At 39.0% G+C, this 16406-nt stretch carries 15 protein-coding genes; 14 read left to right on the top strand and 1 reads right to left on the bottom strand.

The window, feature by feature from the left end; genetic code table 11:
• Positions 1–56: 56 nt before the first annotated feature.
• The 11 genes from T8I65_RS14535 (at position 57) to T8I65_RS14485 (ending at position 12522) form a co-directional block, all read left to right on the top strand.
• Positions 57–2210, top strand: coding sequence for a carbohydrate binding family 9 domain-containing protein (locus T8I65_RS14535; RefSeq protein WP_322301273.1), 2154 nt, complete (start codon positions 57–59; stop codon positions 2208–2210).
• 188 nt (positions 2211–2398) lie between these two features.
• On the top strand, positions 2399–2704 hold the full coding sequence (locus tag T8I65_RS14530) for a PepSY-like domain-containing protein (RefSeq protein ID WP_166250244.1): 306 nt from the start codon (positions 2399–2401) through the stop codon (positions 2702–2704).
• A gap of 410 nt (positions 2705–3114) precedes the next feature.
• The gene (locus T8I65_RS14525; protein ID WP_322301272.1) at positions 3115–3699 is read left to right on the top strand and encodes a GNAT family N-acetyltransferase; all 585 of its coding nucleotides are present in this window, start codon (positions 3115–3117) and stop codon (positions 3697–3699) included.
• A complete protein-coding gene (locus T8I65_RS14520) occupies positions 3699–4646 on the top strand; it encodes a helix-turn-helix transcriptional regulator (protein WP_322301271.1) in 948 nt (315 codons plus the stop codon). Before T8I65_RS14525 ends, T8I65_RS14520 begins: the two co-directional genes overlap by 1 nt.
• A gap of 248 nt (positions 4647–4894) precedes the next feature.
• Positions 4895–5722 carry an RteC domain-containing protein gene (locus T8I65_RS14515; protein ID WP_322301270.1) on the top strand — a complete coding sequence of 276 codons (828 nt, stop codon included), beginning with the start codon at positions 4895–4897 and terminating at the stop codon, positions 5720–5722.
• 321 nt (positions 5723–6043) lie between these two features.
• Positions 6044–6328, top strand: coding sequence for a helix-turn-helix domain-containing protein (locus T8I65_RS14510; RefSeq protein WP_067030829.1), 285 nt, complete (start codon positions 6044–6046; stop codon positions 6326–6328).
• Between the two features lie 4 nt (positions 6329–6332).
• On the top strand, positions 6333–7085 hold the full coding sequence (locus tag T8I65_RS14505) for a hypothetical protein (protein ID WP_322301269.1): 753 nt from the start codon (positions 6333–6335) through the stop codon (positions 7083–7085).
• Positions 7069–7731 (top strand): ATPase, encoded by a 663-nt coding sequence (locus T8I65_RS14500; protein WP_322301268.1) that lies wholly within the window; start codon positions 7069–7071, stop codon positions 7729–7731. Before T8I65_RS14505 ends, T8I65_RS14500 begins: the two co-directional genes overlap by 17 nt.
• A gap of 69 nt (positions 7732–7800) precedes the next feature.
• Positions 7801–8784: an AAA family ATPase gene (locus T8I65_RS14495; RefSeq protein WP_322301267.1), complete on the top strand. Its 984-nt coding sequence runs from the start codon at positions 7801–7803 to the stop codon at positions 8782–8784.
• A 132-nt stretch (positions 8785–8916) separates the two neighbouring features.
• Positions 8917–11256 carry a S8 family peptidase gene (locus T8I65_RS14490; RefSeq protein WP_322301266.1) on the top strand — a complete coding sequence of 780 codons (2340 nt, stop codon included), beginning with the start codon at positions 8917–8919 and terminating at the stop codon, positions 11254–11256.
• Between the two features lie 30 nt (positions 11257–11286).
• Positions 11287–12522, top strand: a complete 1236-nt coding sequence (locus tag T8I65_RS14485) for a HEPN domain-containing protein (protein ID WP_322301265.1) — start codon at positions 11287–11289, stop codon at positions 12520–12522.
• Between the two features lie 74 nt (positions 12523–12596).
• Here T8I65_RS14485 and T8I65_RS14480 read toward each other — a convergent pair whose 3' ends face one another.
• Complete coding sequence (locus T8I65_RS14480; RefSeq protein ID WP_322301264.1) at positions 12597–13256, bottom strand: N-acetylmuramoyl-L-alanine amidase; 660 nt, start codon at positions 13254–13256, stop codon at positions 12597–12599.
• A gap of 189 nt (positions 13257–13445) precedes the next feature.
• Between T8I65_RS14480 and T8I65_RS14475 the strand changes: the two genes are divergently transcribed.
• The 3 genes from T8I65_RS14475 to T8I65_RS14465 are packed head-to-tail and all read left to right on the top strand — an operon-like array spanning position 13446 to position 16406.
• A complete protein-coding gene (locus T8I65_RS14475) occupies positions 13446–13733 on the top strand; it encodes a hypothetical protein (protein ID WP_322301263.1) in 288 nt (95 codons plus the stop codon).
• A complete protein-coding gene (locus tag T8I65_RS14470; RefSeq protein ID WP_322301262.1) occupies positions 13733–14011 on the top strand; it encodes a hypothetical protein in 279 nt (92 codons plus the stop codon). The genes T8I65_RS14475 and T8I65_RS14470 overlap by 1 nt, the downstream gene beginning before the upstream one ends.
• Entirely contained in the window at positions 14004–16406 is a 2403-nt protein-coding gene (locus tag T8I65_RS14465) for a TraG family conjugative transposon ATPase (protein WP_322301261.1), read from the top strand. Before T8I65_RS14470 ends, T8I65_RS14465 begins: the two co-directional genes overlap by 8 nt.

The following is a 16406-nucleotide window of genomic DNA, read 5'->3' as shown; positions in this document are numbered from 1 at the left end:
AGGGTTGTATTTCTTTTCCCGCATTTCTACAGAATCGGTTTCTATTTTAGGAAAATATGAAAGGACTATTCTTTGTCATAGGTTTACTGATGATTGTAGAATGTAGCATGGCCCAGGTAAGTTTACCAAACACGATTTATGCAAAGTATACAGATGATGCAATTCAGCTTGATGGAAGGTTAAACGAACCTATGTGGGAAAATGCCGTTCGCATAAGCAATTTTACCCAACGCGAATTGAATGTTGGGGAGCCGGCAACAGAAAAAACAGAAGTAGCCATTGTCTATACGGCCAATACCCTATACATCGGATTCTGGGGTTTCGATAGGGAGCCGGATAATCTTGTAGCCCGCGAAATGAAACGGGATTTCAACTGGGGTGTAGAAGACAACTTTGAGGTGATCATAGACACTTACGATGACGACAGAAACGGATTTCTATTTGTGATCAATCCTAATGGTGCCCGTGCCGATGCGCAGATTTTAAACAACGGTAGGTCTTTTAACAAATTTTGGAATGGTGTATGGGATACCAGAACAGCGATAACGAACGAAGGTTGGTTCGCAGAAATAGCCATTCCTTTTTCTACTCTAAAATTTAAAACGAATTTAGATCAGCAGGTCTGGGGCATAAATTTTGAGCGCAATATTCGACGAAAACGGGAGCAACTCCTTTGGCAAGGCTGGTCTCGTGATTCCGAGTTGGAGCTGCTGAACAGGGCTGGTACTTTGACCGATCTCGACAGTATTAAAAGTAAAAATTTTATTGAAATCAAGCCTTATTCAATCGGGGGTGCGGAATTAACACCAGGAAAGTCTGAGGGACAGCTGAACGCTGGTGGTGATATCAATTACCTTATCACACCTACCCTACGTATGAATCTGACCATTAATACAGATTTTGCTCAGGTAGAAGCTGATAGACAGCAGATCAACCTTACTCGATTTCCTTTGTTCTTCCCCGAACAGCGGGAATTTTTCCTTGAAGGACAAGACTATTTTGATATGGGTATGGGGAACCGTATCATTCCTTTTTATAGCAGGCGTATAGGATTGGCTGAAGATCGTACTAGGGTTCCATTAATTGCAGGGGCGAGAATCCTAGGTAAAATGAAAAATACCACACTGGGCGCTTTGTCAATGCAGACAGCCAGTAGGGACAGCATTCCTTCTACCAATTATACCGTGGTAAGCTGGAGGCAGGATGTTTTGAAACAATCTTCCATAGGTATTTTATCGGCCAACAAATACGAAAATGAACGATGGCATAGCACAACCGGAGGATATGGACTTTACAGTACGTCAGAATTATTTGGTGACAAAAACCTGAATATTGGTGCATCATTCACGCAAAACTTTAACTCTGATAATTTTGATGCCAGGGCCAATGCTCACCGCATTTACCTGAGCTATCCCAATGATAAAGTTGAGTTTGATATGGCCTGGCAAAGAAGTGCCACCCCATTCAATCCAGAAGTGGGTTTTTTGCGCAGGGAGAATTTCCAGGAGTTTTATGCGGAGCTTGAATGGAAGCCCCGACCTAAAAACCATCTGAAATGGATACGACAGTTCAGTTTTAAAGGACTGGATATGAATTACTTCATTTTTGACGACACAGGTGATCTCCAATCATTTTTCTACGAAATCAGGCCACTGGGCTTTGAAACACGCAGCGGAGAATTTTTTGAGTTTAATCTCCAGAGGAGAGCCGAAGGTCTGCGTGAACCATTTGAGATAAGTGAAGGAATTGTCATTCCAGAAGGAGAGTATTGGTACAATCGTTTGGAAATACAGGCTGCTACTTTCAGTGGTCGTAACCTTGCACTCGATACGTATTTTAACTGGGGTAACTTTTTTACAGGAAAGAGTACTGAGACTACTTATGAACTTTCGTGGAGAGCGAGTCGGTATCTAAAAATCGGTGCCAACTTTGAAAAAAACTGGATTGACTTACCGGAGGGCAGCTTTGAAACCTATCTCGTCGGCAACCGGTTTGAATATGCCCTGAACCCAAATTTATTTGGCTCACTGTTTTCCCAGTGGAACAGTGAGGATGAAGAAGCAATTTTCAATTTTCGTTTGCAATGGATTCCAATTATAGGAGCTGATTTCTTTTTCATCGTCAACCAAGCTTACGACACTTCGGGAAATAGCTGGACACTTGAAAGAACAACTATTTTGGGCAAACTGATATGGAGATTTGTGATCTAAAAAGAAAACTACCAGATACCTGTTTAATGTGATACAATGTAGGTAATTGATTTTATTTGAAATAGTTAATTCAAGTAAGTTCGCAACACAGATGAGACAATAAATCTTCTCCTTGTAATCCCGAATTTCTACAGAATCGGTTTGTATCATTGAAATGGGTTTTAGTAAGAAATAAAAAAAAGATTATTATGCGATTTAAAAATGTATGCTTTGTAATAGCTTGTTTGTTATTCGTGGCTGTAACAGTAAGCTGCGAAAACAAGAACCACAATTTTAAAGAAATCAGCGAAGAGGAAATTGAATATGCTGACTTACCGGCGTCTGTACAGACTGCCTTTGAGAGCTCAGAATACAAGGACTGGGAAATAGAAGAAGTAGAAAAAGTGGAAACCGACATGGGAACTTTATATGAATTAGAAGTGGAAAGTCCTGACGATAAACATCTGGAAATCTACTTCGACAAACAAGGAAAGATTATAGCCTCTGAAAACTAGCAGCATCAAGCGAGTGCAAGAAGAACCCGATAGAGAAAAGATCAAAAACCAGGAGGGATTCAAATAACACGTAGCGGCAAAGAGAAGTTGATTTTTTATCTATTCTTCTGGTTCTTACCATTCTTCTATTATACTTTTTTGTTCTGAAAGGGATTATACACAAACGTTTGATTTAATGAAAAATCTAAAAAATAGTGAACTTAACATAACGAATCATATTCTTGTAAGCGAAGATACCTCTGAAGGCTTGAATTAGGAAAACCCAAAAATTGATACAAAAAAAAAGTGGATTATAAAATTTCTCGAATCCGAGAATGTTTCCTCTCATTAAATCATTGAAAAAGCTTATTCTAAGGATAGTGTGTCATTTACCTAAAAAGCCAGGATAACTTTAATGTGCCAAAAATACAATGCCAAGACCAGAAATTTTTAACGATAAGGATTTAGTCATTGATATACTTTCCAGTTCCTTCAAAGAGAACAAATCCGTGAACCTGGTAGTTGGGGGTGATAATGAAAAAATCCCCGCTCTAATGAGCTACAGCTACGAAATGGCCGAACTTACTGGTAAAGTTTTTATTTCTGAAAATAGAAAGGCTGTTGGGCTAATACTTTTTCCACAAAAGAAAAAATTCAGTTTCAAGTCCTTTTATAAAGACTTAAAGTTGGCCATAAATGTTATTGGTCTAAGAAGGGTGCCTACTATTCTTAAACGAGAATCGTTAATTAAAAAGCATCATCCAAATGAGCCATTTATCCACTTGTGGTATATCGGGGTAAATCCTTTTGATTCCGGAAAGGGTTATGGGGGTATGCTCCTTGAAGAAATAATTGAATTTGCCGATAAGAAAGGGCAGGATATCCATCTAGAAACTTCTACCAAAAGGAATATAGACTTTTACGAAAATCATGGCTTCGAAAACTTTGCCAATATTGATACAGGTTTACCCTATCGACTGATGCTTTTCAGAAAAAGGGCTAAACCCACAATCTGATGACGGTATTTGGCTCCGAAATGCATATCGTCACTTTCTTTATCATAGCGGTTCAATTAATACTGTTTACGAATTTTGTTATTATTTCATTAAAGAAACGAGACAGTAAGTCGACCAACCGCTTCATTTGGTTCACAATCTCATTGATAGCGTATAATTTTTTTTCGGGAATTTTCCCAGATACAAATATTCCTATACCGCTAACCATTCAATATATCGTGGCTTACGGCGTAGGTCTCTACACCGCCTTGTACTATGTATATTATGTGTATTCTGAATTTGACATTGGTCATTTAAAATTCTTTACCCTACGCCATTTAATGATAATTCTCATTTCCGCATTTATTTTCTTTTTTGTCCTTCCGCTAATCATCTGGCAAGATATTGGTATCGCTAAATATTCATTTATTTTTATTCCTGTTGCAGTCGCCATTGCATTTCTCGTTAAAATCAGCGCACCGTTAATTCAGCTTTATAAGGAAAAAGGGGGTGCTACAAATAGGTTTTATAGGGATAGGATTGCCACTGGTTATCTTACTTTATTATCTATAGTGCTTATGCCTATTATAGTTGCACTCGGGGATTTTCAGGTAATGGAACAGTTGATTGTAAATGCTGGCTACTTTGTCCTTGCCGTGGCACTCATCCGTATTAACATATATCAAGATTTAAAAATAGAACAATTCTTGCACAGGTTAGGATATACCGATAATGCTAGAGAAGCAAAAAATATTGTTATCTTAAAATATTTTTCTAACCTCGATTTATCCAAAAGAGAAATTGAGGTAGCCAACCTCATACTCGATGGCAAATCGTACAAGAATATAGGAAGCTATCTGTTTATTGCTGAAGGTACAGTTTCTAAACACGCTTCAAACATCTTCAAAAAAGCTGAAGTACAAAACAGACGCGAATTTGTGCGACGGTTCAAGGGGAAGAGGAAATAAAGCTCTTCACTATGACATTCTTAAGATAAAGTAATATCCGTATTAGAATACGGATTAATCCGTAATGAAATACGGCTTTTAAAGCTTAGAAAGCTACCCCTTTTCGTTAATTTTACTGGATTTTGAATGATTTTAGTATTCGTTAAAGTCTTTTAAGCATCACACTACTGATTGTTATGGGACTTCAACAACAATTACCAACCCACTAGAATCTCGAATTATGTTGTCTCACTCCAAGGCGGTTGCTGATGAAACTCGAAATACTATCGGAAAGCTTAACAACACAACTGAATGAAATAGCCTCTGAAAATAACTCAATATTGGAGAGGGCATATCGTTCCATCGAGGTGTGCCGTAACCTTTTAAGCAAACTCAAAAAACAGGTTCTTAGAGAGGGCTTTGATGCGATGGCAAAAGAAATAAGATTTTTCAAACACACGAAACAGGTACCGCTTATTGAACTTATTCATTTTTCTGAGATTCATTCTTTTGAACTTCAATTTCCAAAAGCTGACAAACATAGCCAGCTGAAAACCATCAAAAAGAAAGTCAACAAAATTAACCGGTTCTTTCTGTACAATCTTGATTTTGGTCGTTATATCGAAGCTGGACACACTCATTTTGATAAGGAATATTTTACAAGGGACTATCTGGATAGTTATCATATCACCACTTCAAAATTTTACTTTCAAGACCCTGAATTTTGTACTCCCCGGGATATGCTATTAGGTAAGTATAGGGCTTATCAAAAACTGTTGAAGTATTTAGATGAAAGACGTTTTCAACTAAAGAAATCACTCAATGGGAAAAAACACCCCATAAAACGATTGCAGTGGCCTTTTAGCAATACAGATTATGTGGAATTAATTTATGCGCTTCACGCTAAAGGTCTCGGTTCTAAAAACAGTCTGAGTATTGTTAAAATTTCAGATTATTTAAGCCAGATTTTCGATGTTGAGCCAAAAGACATCTACAAAACCTATCAGGACATCAAAAACAGGAAAAAAAGCCGAACCCTGTTTCTTGATGAGTTGACCACTTCCCTTATTTCTGAAATGGATAAAAGTGAAAAGTAGCGGCTTGTTCCAGCTATCTTCCCATCAAATCAAAATATTAAAAAAAACCGTAGTACGGTTGACCTACGGTGATTTCATTTTTAACCTCGTTCCCATAAAATTCAGTTCGTTTTGAGTGAAAATTTCGGAATCAATACAGTCAAATAGCACCAAATCATACCAGAATTAAAGATGTTAAATTTTCACCGTAGTACGGTCGTACTGGGGAAGAAAATCCGATAATCCATATCAAATTTGTAGAACGAAAGTCAAATCGGGTTAAGGACTATCATTAAAAATTATAAACCTCTGATAGTCCTTTTCTTTTAAAATCGTTCTATTATGCCGACAAGTATCATCACCACAGACGACCTTCGGGAATTCAAAATGGAATTGCTCGATGACATCAAAAGTCTTTTAGCCAAACAGGCTTCTGGAAAAATCAAGAAGTATCTAAAATCTTCCGAAGTAATGGATTTGCTTCAAGTGAGTCCGGGAACACTTCAAAACCTTCGCATCAATGGCACCTTGCCATACACTAAGGTAGGCGGAATCATCTATTATGATGCCGAAGAAATTCAAAAGGTAATGGATGCCAACCGCGTGCACCACGGACTAAATTCCTGATGTTATGAACTATATAAAGCTACTCAACGCGGCTTTTGAAACGTTCTATTTTGATGACCGCCTAAACCCTACCCATATCAGTCTGTATATGGCGCTGTTCCAGGAATGGAACAGCTGTCGCTTTATGGACGAGTTCTATGTAAATCGAAGAGAATTGATGCGGGTGGCCAAGATTGGGTCAAAATCAACTTACCACAGGTGCATAACAGAGCTTCATTCTTGGGAATACCTATCCTACTTTCCTTCCAACAATCCATACAAGGGCAGTAAAATCAAGATGTCCATTTTAGGGACAAGTGATGAACCAGCTACGGGACAGTACAATCCCATATTGGAACAGCTTGCGGAACAGTACAATCCCAGAGGTGTATCGCTTGAGGGACACCACCATCCCAAAAATGGACAAGTAATGAACCAAAACCGTCCCATAGGTGGACAAGCATTGGTATCTAATACAAACAATACCAAACAGGAAAACTTTATAAAACAGCCAAAGGACTGTCTGGCTGTCGTTGATTTTTTTGAGGAAAAGAATTTTGATAAAGCAGAAGCTGAAAAGTTCTACCAGTACTACGCTGACCGAGATTGGCAAACAGGCGATGGCGAACCGATTCGCGATTGGCGTTCGGTAGCCATAAACTGGATGGACAGAACCGAATTATTTGAGTCAGAAAACAAGCCAAAGAAAAAACAACCGTCCCAAATCAAGGACAACCTACGAACCACTAAAACAAAAGACTATGGACAACCCCTCTAAAATCACCGAAGGCGGCACGGAATATTCGTTGGGCAAATTTGATGGGAAAAGCGTACTCTACGACTTCCCGAAAATTTTGATTTATTTGAATGCTAAAGGCAAGTTGCTGTTTGGTAAAAAGTTCAAGATTTATGATGAGGACAAAGGTATTCTGCTGAAGCTCTGTTCGTATTTCATCAAGGATAAGGAAAACTGTGAGAAATATGAAATCGACGTCGAAAAGGGTATCCTGCTTTCCGGGCCTGTTGGCTGTGGCAAGACGAGTTTAATGAAGCTGCTACGGCATATCGTCCCCCTGCAAAGGCCTTACGAAATGATTCCTTGCCGGAACGTGACGTTTAGTTTTAACCACTTGGGTTTCAAAACCGTTGAGGAATATGGCAATACCAAATTTTACTGTTTTGATGATTTGGGTGTAGAACCAGCTGGCCGTTTTTATGGTAAGGACTTGAATGTGATGGGTGAAGTTTTACTATCTCGTTACGAACTCTATCTTGATACTAAACGGAAAATAAAGACGCACGCCACCACCAATCTCAACGCTGAAGAACTGGAAGAACGCTATGGCAATCGTGTACGTAGCCGGATGCGGGAACTCTTTAATTTGATTGCTTTTGATAAGGGGGCTGGGGATAAGAGAAAGTAATTCGAAAAAATATACATTCAAATAAATGAATAAAAATTTTCCGATTTTACTATTTTTGTTAAAAATAATTTGGCAGCAGCAGAGAAAATAAAGGCATTGTTACAAAGTTTTGGTGACGAAGACGATAACCGTTTTTACACCACAGCAATGCAGATTGCCGCAGCTGAAGCTAAAAAAGGGCACACAAAACTTGCCGAGGAACTGAAGGCATTGATTGAAAAAATCAAGTCAAAAAGAAAAGTAGATTCAGTTTCAAAAACGAGAATTCTTCCAGTTAACGAAGCCCAAAAGGAACTCAAAGATTTACTTGAAGTTTACAGACCTCACATCAAGACCAAAGATATGGTTTTGACCCAGCAGGTCTCAGAAGCCATTGTACGCATTCTTTCTGAACAAAAGAAATTTGACCAACTTTTGCAGCATAATTTGGAACCCCGACGAAAACTGATGCTCGTTGGACCACCAGGTTGTGGAAAAACAATGACCGCCAAAGCTATCGCGGGCGATTTGGAAATACCACTATTTATTATCCGCTTGGACGGGTTGATAAGCCGATATATGGGCGAATCAATCGCAAAACTCAAGTTGATATTTGATTCGATGTATCAGCATCGTGCTGTTTACTTATTTGACGAATTTGATTCCATTGGTTCCAATCGAAGCTATGGCAACGATGTTGGGGAAATTAAAAGGGTACTGAACAGTTTTTTGATGAATATCGAGAAAGATGAATCAAATAGTCTTTTGATAGCTGCGACAAATATCCCTGAATCATTGGACAAAGCGTTATTTAGACGTTTTGATGACATTATACAATACCCTCTTCCTGGTGATAAAGAAATCGCTGAACTTATAAAGGTTCAGCTTAAGGGGTATGAACTCGCAAAAGGGAAAACCATAAATGCTCTAGCAAAAGAAGCCGTCGGACTGAGCTTTGCCGATGTTTCCAATGCCTGTAAAGATGCTATAAAGGAAATGATTGTTCTCAATACGAACAAAGTATCTTCAGCTACACTTCACAATTTCATTCAAAACAAAAAGACCCGGTTTTAAACATAGATGCCTAGAAACTTAGAACACATAATTCTATCTGGGTATGTATCTACCGAGTCCTACACAAGTCCAAATACCGGACGTGACAGGATCCGCCCTACAACGAGAAATCGAAATACTCACGGAAACGCATTGCGCAATCGGCTTCAACTGGCCGAAGCAGCCTTTAGGTGCGATTCTGAAACCGACTTCGTTTATTTAGAATTCGTTTCGGAAGAAGATTGTCTTTTGGCTTTCGATAGCTTTGAGGACGGTAGAAGCGGCGACCATAGGTTCGTATCATCCAAACTAGAGACCTATACCGTTGATGGCGAAGAACACCAAAGGTACCGAGCTTGTGTTTTCCTGAATACAAATGGGGTATCCAAATTTCTTAGAAAAATTGAAGCATATCTAGACCCTGACAGGGATAGTGATTCCGGCAACCCAAGGAATACAAAACTGTTGAACAACATAGCGGATATTCAACAGGCAACATTGGCAAGTTTTTGGCAAGAAGATGAAATAGAATTTCCTGATCAAGATGAGGAAATTTGGTGGGAAGTTTGGTTGCGTCGCGAGGACACCCAAAATGATGCGCGTGAAGACGAAGATGTCATAAACCTGCTTACGGATAACGTCGTAGCCGTAAGCGAAAGAAGACTTTTGTTTCCCGAGCATATAGTAAGAATGGTTAGGTGTACTGCCAGAGAATTGGCTACAACCCTATTATATACTGATAAATTAGCAGAGCTGAGAAAACCCAAAGAGGCTGCCGATTTTTTTACCGGCCTCAATAGTGATGATGTAAATGATTGGGTAGAAGACCTAAAAAATCGTACTATCGATAGAACCACAGATGATTCCGTTATTGTCTGTATTCTAGATACTGGTGTCAACCGCGGTCATCCTTTATTACAAGACTTTCTTCCCGAAGGCAATATGGATTCGGTTGATTCCGAATGGGGTACTGCCGATACGGACAGGCACGGGCACGGTACACCAATGGCCGGTACAGCATTGTATGGCGACCTTACCGACCTCTTGCAAGACACCTCGAACATTGAAATTTTCCACCGCCTTGAGTCAATTAAGTTAATCCATCCCAATAATCCGCATCGACCTGAATTATATGGTGCCATTACTGAGGAAGCTGTCGCACGGGCAATTATTTTAAATTCGGAAAACAAGCGTGTGCTAACAATGGCCATTACTGCGACCGATGGTAGAGACAAAGGCAAACCTTCTTCGTGGTCAAGTTCTGTGGACAAAATAGCTTTCGGTGAAACAGGTACATCCAACGATAAGTCTTTGTTCTGTGTATGTAGCGGAAATACTGTGATTTTCAACCCTGATGAATATCCACAAAGAAATTTGGAAGAATCCATCCACGACCCTGCCCAGGCTTTCAATGCTCTAACCGTAGGTTCATATACCGAGAAGACCGTTATTGACCAAACCGTATTCAACGGTGCAACGCCTCTAGTTCCCACCGGTGGAATGTCGCCGAGCAACAGCACATCGCTAATGTGGGAAAACAGTTGGGCGCTAAAACCGGAATTGGTAATGGAAGGTGGTAACTATGGCATCCATAACGACGGCCTAATAGACCCTGATTCTCTAAAGCTTTTGTCTATTGGAAAAAACTTTAGAACCGAGCCCCTATATAGTTTTGGCGATACGAGTGGTGCAACGGCATTGGCCTCAAGATATGCGGCAATGCTAACCGCGCGATACCCAACATTATGGCCTGAAACAATCAAAGGACTTCTTGTTCATTCCGCTGACTGGACCAATGAAATGCTTGGCGATAGAACTATTCAAGAATTGAACAATAACGAACAACGAAACTTATTGCGGATTTTCGGATACGGCGTGCCCAACTTTGAAAAGGCTCTACGTAGTGCCAACAATTCACTTACCCTTATCGCACAGGAAAATCTGAGACCCTATGTTTTAGATGGAAATGAGGTCAAGACCAACGAAATGCACCTACAGGAACTGCCTTGGCCAAGAGAGGCCTTGACAGAACTTTTTGATAATGAAGTAACCCTTACCGCTACCCTTTGTTACTTTATTGAACCGAATCCTGGAAACAAGCAGTATAGCAAGTCCTACTATTATCAATCTCACGGTTTAAGGTTTAAGATGATTGATTCAGGCGAATCTGTTGAGCACTTTCGCGAAAGAGTAAATAGGGAAGCTAGACAGGAAGGACAAAACGGTTCGTATCCCGGTGAAAGCTGGATAATGGGGAATAAGGTACGAGATAAAGGCTCTGTTCATAAAGATATTTGGAAAGGAACTGCTGCCGATTTGGCCACAAGAAATGTCATAGCCATTTATCCTGTTAACGGATGGTGGCGTTCACGTAAAAAACTATTGCGTTACGATAATTCCGTTCGATACAGCCTGATTCTTTCCATTGATTCTGCCGACAGTACTGTAGACCTCTATAATCCTGTCCTTAATCAAATTGACATCCTCATTTAAGGTTTTATTAAAATCTAATACATCCTAAGTATGATTGATGGTTTTGACAAGAACAAAAAGTATTATGGCGAGGTCTGGCTTGCTGAAAAAGAAAATGAAAAGCATTTTTGCGTAATGTCATTCAATGATGACGAAGTTTGGCTAGAAACTAACTTACACTCAGAACGAAGAAGCTATAAAGAACCTCAGATTTTAGGATTATTAACTGGCCTTGGGTATATCACATTTATAGACTGTAGAATACAACATTCATCTAGTGGTATTACTGAAACTAGAATTTATAGAGTAAAATATACTTTTGTTAGTGATAGGCACTTAATCGACACGAAAACGCTCAAAATCAAGGAATTTTATGTAGTAAATGATATTATTGCGAAATGGGTAAATCATACTATTTGGTATGACCATACGGAAGATAAGCTTCATAAAAAGGTTTTCAAGGACGAATATCAGATTGAAAATACTAATCTCAAAATCACTATAAGTCATTATCAAAACATCAGTACGAAGAGGCAAACAGGTCTGAATATTTCTAACCGAGGTGCTATAAAATTTGAATTAGAAGAACCAGTCAGTATTTTGGTTGCAATTGAGTTTTACAACCATTTCCAAAAAGTATTGCAATTAATCTTCGGTCGTTCAGAGAAATTTAGAAAATTTAGCTTTAAGTGTCTTGGTTGCGGTGAGGACAAAGATCTGTATTATAACGACACTCAACTCACAAAATCTACTTCAACTTTTGTTCACACGGAATACAGCAAAGTAAAACCTAGCTTACTACCAATCTTTGTTGCTGCCTACTGCAACGAGGCCTTTAAATTTTGTCTGGATAAGTTGATGGAAAACTTCATCGGCAGGCATCCTAGTCATAACAAACGCTTTATTAATTCTATATCAGCGTATGAAGCTTATTACAAAAACTTTTCTAAAGAAGGAAAAAATCAACTATTCAAACGCATCAAAGAGAATAAAGATATTTTTATGAAAATTGGTGATTTTACCGATAATGTTTGGAAAGAATTCCCAAATAAGATTGTTAGAGCTAGAGATTATCATATTCATAGCAATCTCGATAACAGGAATATTTACTCAGAATTTGAATTGCTTTACATCAGTTTCTTATTTGATTATGTTATTGCTTATTTACTGTTATCAAAACTTGACAACATCGAAGATTCGTTGTTAGAGAAATTCATCGAGCAAGGAAAAAACACCTTCGTCGGTTTACAAAGAACCAATGTAATACTGGGTTCAAAAGTTCTTTAAATCAATTTCCAGTTTTGTGCTTCTTTAGCGAATGGATCAAAGCCAAAATCAACTTTCTCAGACACTTAACCACCTCAATCCCCAACTCTCTCATAACTATCCAATTTTTTGATTAAATATTCCCATAAAACCGATGCCAATGAGTCCAGTGATTCGGGTTTCAGTAAATAACTGCCTTCATCACGATTACTCAAAAAACCCAATTCGACAAGTACCGAAGGCATAAAGTCAGTCGTTTCCCGAAGCACTTGAAAATTGGCAAACTTTACACCACGACTTTCAAAGCCCAACTTCGCATTCAAGTCAGCTTGTAATTGAAACGCCGTCCAAACAGATTCGCCAGAAAATTTAGATTGTGCATTGGATACATAGATTTCAACACCTCTTGCATTTGGATTTTCAGAATGATTGCAATGCAGGGACACAAACAAATCTGTATTTAGAGCTTTGGACAGCTTAATTCTGTCCAATAATGGAATCAGCGTGTTACCATATCTGGTCAAGTAGATGTCTAAAGGCGAATTTGACTTTTTATTGAGCTCTAAAATGGCCTTTGCAAGGTTCAACATTATATCTTTTTCCTGAACTGCATTTTTACCAATTGCACCGGTATCATTTCCACCGTGGCCAGGGTCAATAACGATGATTTTTTTTGCATCCAAATCCTGACCCAAAAAGATGCAACTTTTGAGAAGTAAAATCATAAAACTGACGTTTTTGAGCCACTTTTTCATTTCGAGGTTTAGTGTTTTCAACAGTTTGGTTTCAAAACTCCATAAAATTTGATGCTATTTAATGGCAATGAAAACCAAACGATATCAAATAATATTTTATTCACAAATATTTGATTTTCAATTATTTATATTCAAATATATGTAAATTTCACATAACGAAAATGAACCAAAATTTTAAACCCATTCGTTATGAAAAAATCATATTATTTGGCAAGCGTTCTTTCGCTATTATCCACATCACTTTTTGCACAGATTGGGGGTATTGAAGATTCGGTAAACGATGTTTCCGATACTATCAGAACTATTTTCCCAATCATTTTAGGGGTCATCTTTCTTATTGGTTTTCTATTTAATGCAGGACACTTCTTCGGTGAAAACGCAGACCTCAAGAAAGGGATTACCCGTGTCTTGGTTTTTGTACTGATTGCAGGTGCGGTAGTTGGCATCTTCACCTATTTAATAGGCATCGTAGTGTAATGAAGAAGTTTGAAGTCTATAGAAATATGCGGAAACGGGCGGTCATATTTGGCCTGCCCATTTCGCTTTTTGCCTTGATGATGGTGGCTATCTTGATTTCCCTATTGGTCATCATTTTTTCCTTCAGCTTTGGTATTATCATAGGGTTATTGGTATTCGATGTAAGTCTCTACATCGCATTGACCCGAATAGCTCATAACCCAAGTCTCTTTCAAATGGGCAATCCATTCCCAAAAATCATCAGTAACAAGCGTAACTCAGGTTTTGATTATGAATAAGATGAACCTGTCGGCATATCAACCCATAGCAGATATTCAGGACAATATCGTGTTTGCCAATAATGGTAATGTGGTGTTGTGCTACAAAGGAGAATTGCCTGAAATCTACTCACTTTCAGAAAAAGATTTTGAGGACATACACGGTGCCTGGTTTCAGGCTCTAAAGTCTTTACCAGTTGGAACTGTCGTCCATAAGCAGGACATCTATTTGAAGCAATCCTATACTTCAGAACAACTTTCCAACGAGTCCTTTCTCGAAAAAGCGACGCACAAACACTTTAAAGGCCGAGGGTATATTGAGCACCAATGTTATCTGTTCTTTATCCTGACCAAAAACAAGGCACTCAATAGTCCTAAATATGTCAATCCGTTCCGAAAGGTTTCCAAAGGGATTGTTCAGCAGATGGATGATAATATCAAGGTATTCGCTAACGCAGTCAGTGATTCAGTGTCATTCATCAACAATAGCCGAAAGATGCATTTCAATTCGCTGCAAGCGGAAGAGATTCATCAACTCACCACCAACTATTTCAACGGGTTCAATGAAGGATTCGATACCGACATTCTACTTGAAAAAAAGAACGTCACTATTGGCGACAACCATTTTAATGCCCTGGCCGTCAACAGCGAACTGTGCTTTGGCGAAAGTGTACAGAGTAGCAAGACCAATGAGAAATTCACTTCGGACGATTTTGTGTTTCATCAGGGGTTTATTGACGGCTTAGGGCTTACGTTGAATGAGAACCATATCGTCAACCAAATACTGTATTTGGATGACAAACAGAAATGGCGAAAACTGCTCGACAAGAAAGTCGAAGAACTGAACAAAAGTTCAAATTTCGGTTCGCAGAACAAGGTCGTGCTTGGCAAAATCCAGCACATCCTCGACCAAATAAACGCGGACGATAATGCCCGAATCATTCGTGGTCATCTCAACGTAGTGTATTGGGCGAAAGATAAAAAGAGCCTCGATTCCATTACCTCGAAAATCAAAACTGAGTTTAAGGAACTCGATATCATACCGTACTATCCAAGAGGTGAAGAACGCAAAAATTATATTCTGAACAGTTACTGCTGTTTTTCATCCAACTTCTCAAACAACGATCTGTATGTAACCGATTTAAAGCACGCGCTTTGTCTCTTCATCAATAACACCAACTACAAATCTGACGATACCGGAATCATCTTTAATGACCGTGAACATAACATCCCTGTTCTAAAGGATGTTTGGGACGAACGAAAAAAGCGCATCAAGGCTCGGAACTTTGCCATTTTTGCGCCAACTGGCGAAGGCAAATCCTTTTTGGCCAATAACATACTGCGCCAATATTTTGAAAGTGGTGTCCGGCTGGTGATAATTGACCTCGGTGGATCCTACACCAAATTCGCCAAGCTCTATCCTGAAAAGTACACCGTACTTCGTTATGAAAGCGGAAAGAATTTGGGTATCAATCCATTCTTTATAAGTGATAAAAATGACCTCACACCAGAACGTCTGGAAGACTTATCGGTATTCCTTTTTGAACTGTTCGCTTCAGATTTAAAAGTGACCAAAGCCCAATCGGTTTCGGTCAAAAAGATATTGCGCCATTATTACGATAGTACTTCGGAAAATCATTCTCTCGAAGGCTTCTACAATTTTATAGAAAGGCATCAGAAGGATATTCTGAACAACCTTAAAATCCATCCCGACTACTTCAATGTCACAAGCTTTCTGCACGTGATGTCCGAGTACGTCGGTGATGGTCTATACAGCTTTCTTTTTGAAGTTAGTGAAGACCAGACCTACAAGATTGAGGATAAGCGATTGATTGTCTTTGAGCTTGACGAAGTAAAGGACAACAAGGAAATCTTGTCTGTAATGTTAAAGCTTATTAAGTCAGCTATCCAGAGAACCATCTGGCGCAACCGTGCCGAAAAAGGCATCATCCTATTCGATGAGTTTGCCAAACAGTTGAAGTTTGACAACGTCCTTGAAAGCGTTGAATTCTATTACCAAGCCATCCGAAAGCAGAACGGTGCCATCGGTATCATTCTACAGTCCATTAATCAGTTGCCGAACAATTCCACATCTGCGAGTATTCTTGAAAATACCCAAGTAATCTACAGCCTAAACAATGAAAAAGGCTATGGCGAACTGGTCAAAAGGCTCAACCTATCCAGTCACGACCTGAACCAACTCAAATCCATCAAGAACAACCTTTCCGGACCACGCAAGTACACCGAAATGTTCATCAAAATCGGAAAGGAAAGCAACATCTTCCGGTTGGAAGTTCCGAAGGAAGTCTATGCAGCTTACCTCACGGATGGCAAAGAAAACGAGGCCATAATGGCCATTTATAACAAGACCAATAATATGGAAGAAGCTATAAAACAATTCACCTCTAAAACATAA

Origin of the sequence: Christiangramia sp. OXR-203 (genome assembly GCF_034372165.1) — a bacterium.
GTDB lineage: Bacteria > Bacteroidota > Bacteroidia > Flavobacteriales > Flavobacteriaceae > Christiangramia.
This window is presented reverse-complemented; position numbering and strand designations above follow the sequence as displayed.

What these genes read in the sequence shown, in the direction of transcription:
- T8I65_RS14535 (WP_322301273.1), top strand. Translation starts at nt 57, where the DNA reads ATGAAAGGACTATTCTTTGTCATAGGTTTACTGATGATTGTAGAATGT.
- T8I65_RS14530 (WP_166250244.1), top strand. Translation starts at nt 2,399, where the DNA reads ATGCGATTTAAAAATGTATGCTTTGTAATAGCTTGTTTGTTATTCGTG.
- T8I65_RS14525 (WP_322301272.1), top strand. Translation starts at nt 3,115, where the DNA reads ATGCCAAGACCAGAAATTTTTAACGATAAGGATTTAGTCATTGATATA.
- T8I65_RS14520 (WP_322301271.1), top strand. Translation starts at nt 3,699, where the DNA reads ATGACGGTATTTGGCTCCGAAATGCATATCGTCACTTTCTTTATCATA.
- T8I65_RS14515 (WP_322301270.1), top strand. Translation starts at nt 4,895, where the DNA reads ATGAAACTCGAAATACTATCGGAAAGCTTAACAACACAACTGAATGAA.
- T8I65_RS14510 (WP_067030829.1), top strand. Translation starts at nt 6,044, where the DNA reads ATGCCGACAAGTATCATCACCACAGACGACCTTCGGGAATTCAAAATG.
- T8I65_RS14505 (WP_322301269.1), top strand. Translation starts at nt 6,333, where the DNA reads ATGAACTATATAAAGCTACTCAACGCGGCTTTTGAAACGTTCTATTTT.
- T8I65_RS14500 (WP_322301268.1), top strand. Translation starts at nt 7,069, where the DNA reads ATGGACAACCCCTCTAAAATCACCGAAGGCGGCACGGAATATTCGTTG.
- T8I65_RS14485 (WP_322301265.1), top strand. Translation starts at nt 11,287, where the DNA reads ATGATTGATGGTTTTGACAAGAACAAAAAGTATTATGGCGAGGTCTGG.
- T8I65_RS14480 (WP_322301264.1), bottom strand. Translation starts at nt 13,256, where the DNA reads ATGAAAAAGTGGCTCAAAAACGTCAGTTTTATGATTTTACTTCTCAAA.
- T8I65_RS14475 (WP_322301263.1), top strand. Translation starts at nt 13,446, where the DNA reads ATGAAAAAATCATATTATTTGGCAAGCGTTCTTTCGCTATTATCCACA.
- T8I65_RS14470 (WP_322301262.1), top strand. Translation starts at nt 13,733, where the DNA reads ATGAAGAAGTTTGAAGTCTATAGAAATATGCGGAAACGGGCGGTCATA.
- T8I65_RS14465 (WP_322301261.1), top strand. Translation starts at nt 14,004, where the DNA reads ATGAATAAGATGAACCTGTCGGCATATCAACCCATAGCAGATATTCAG.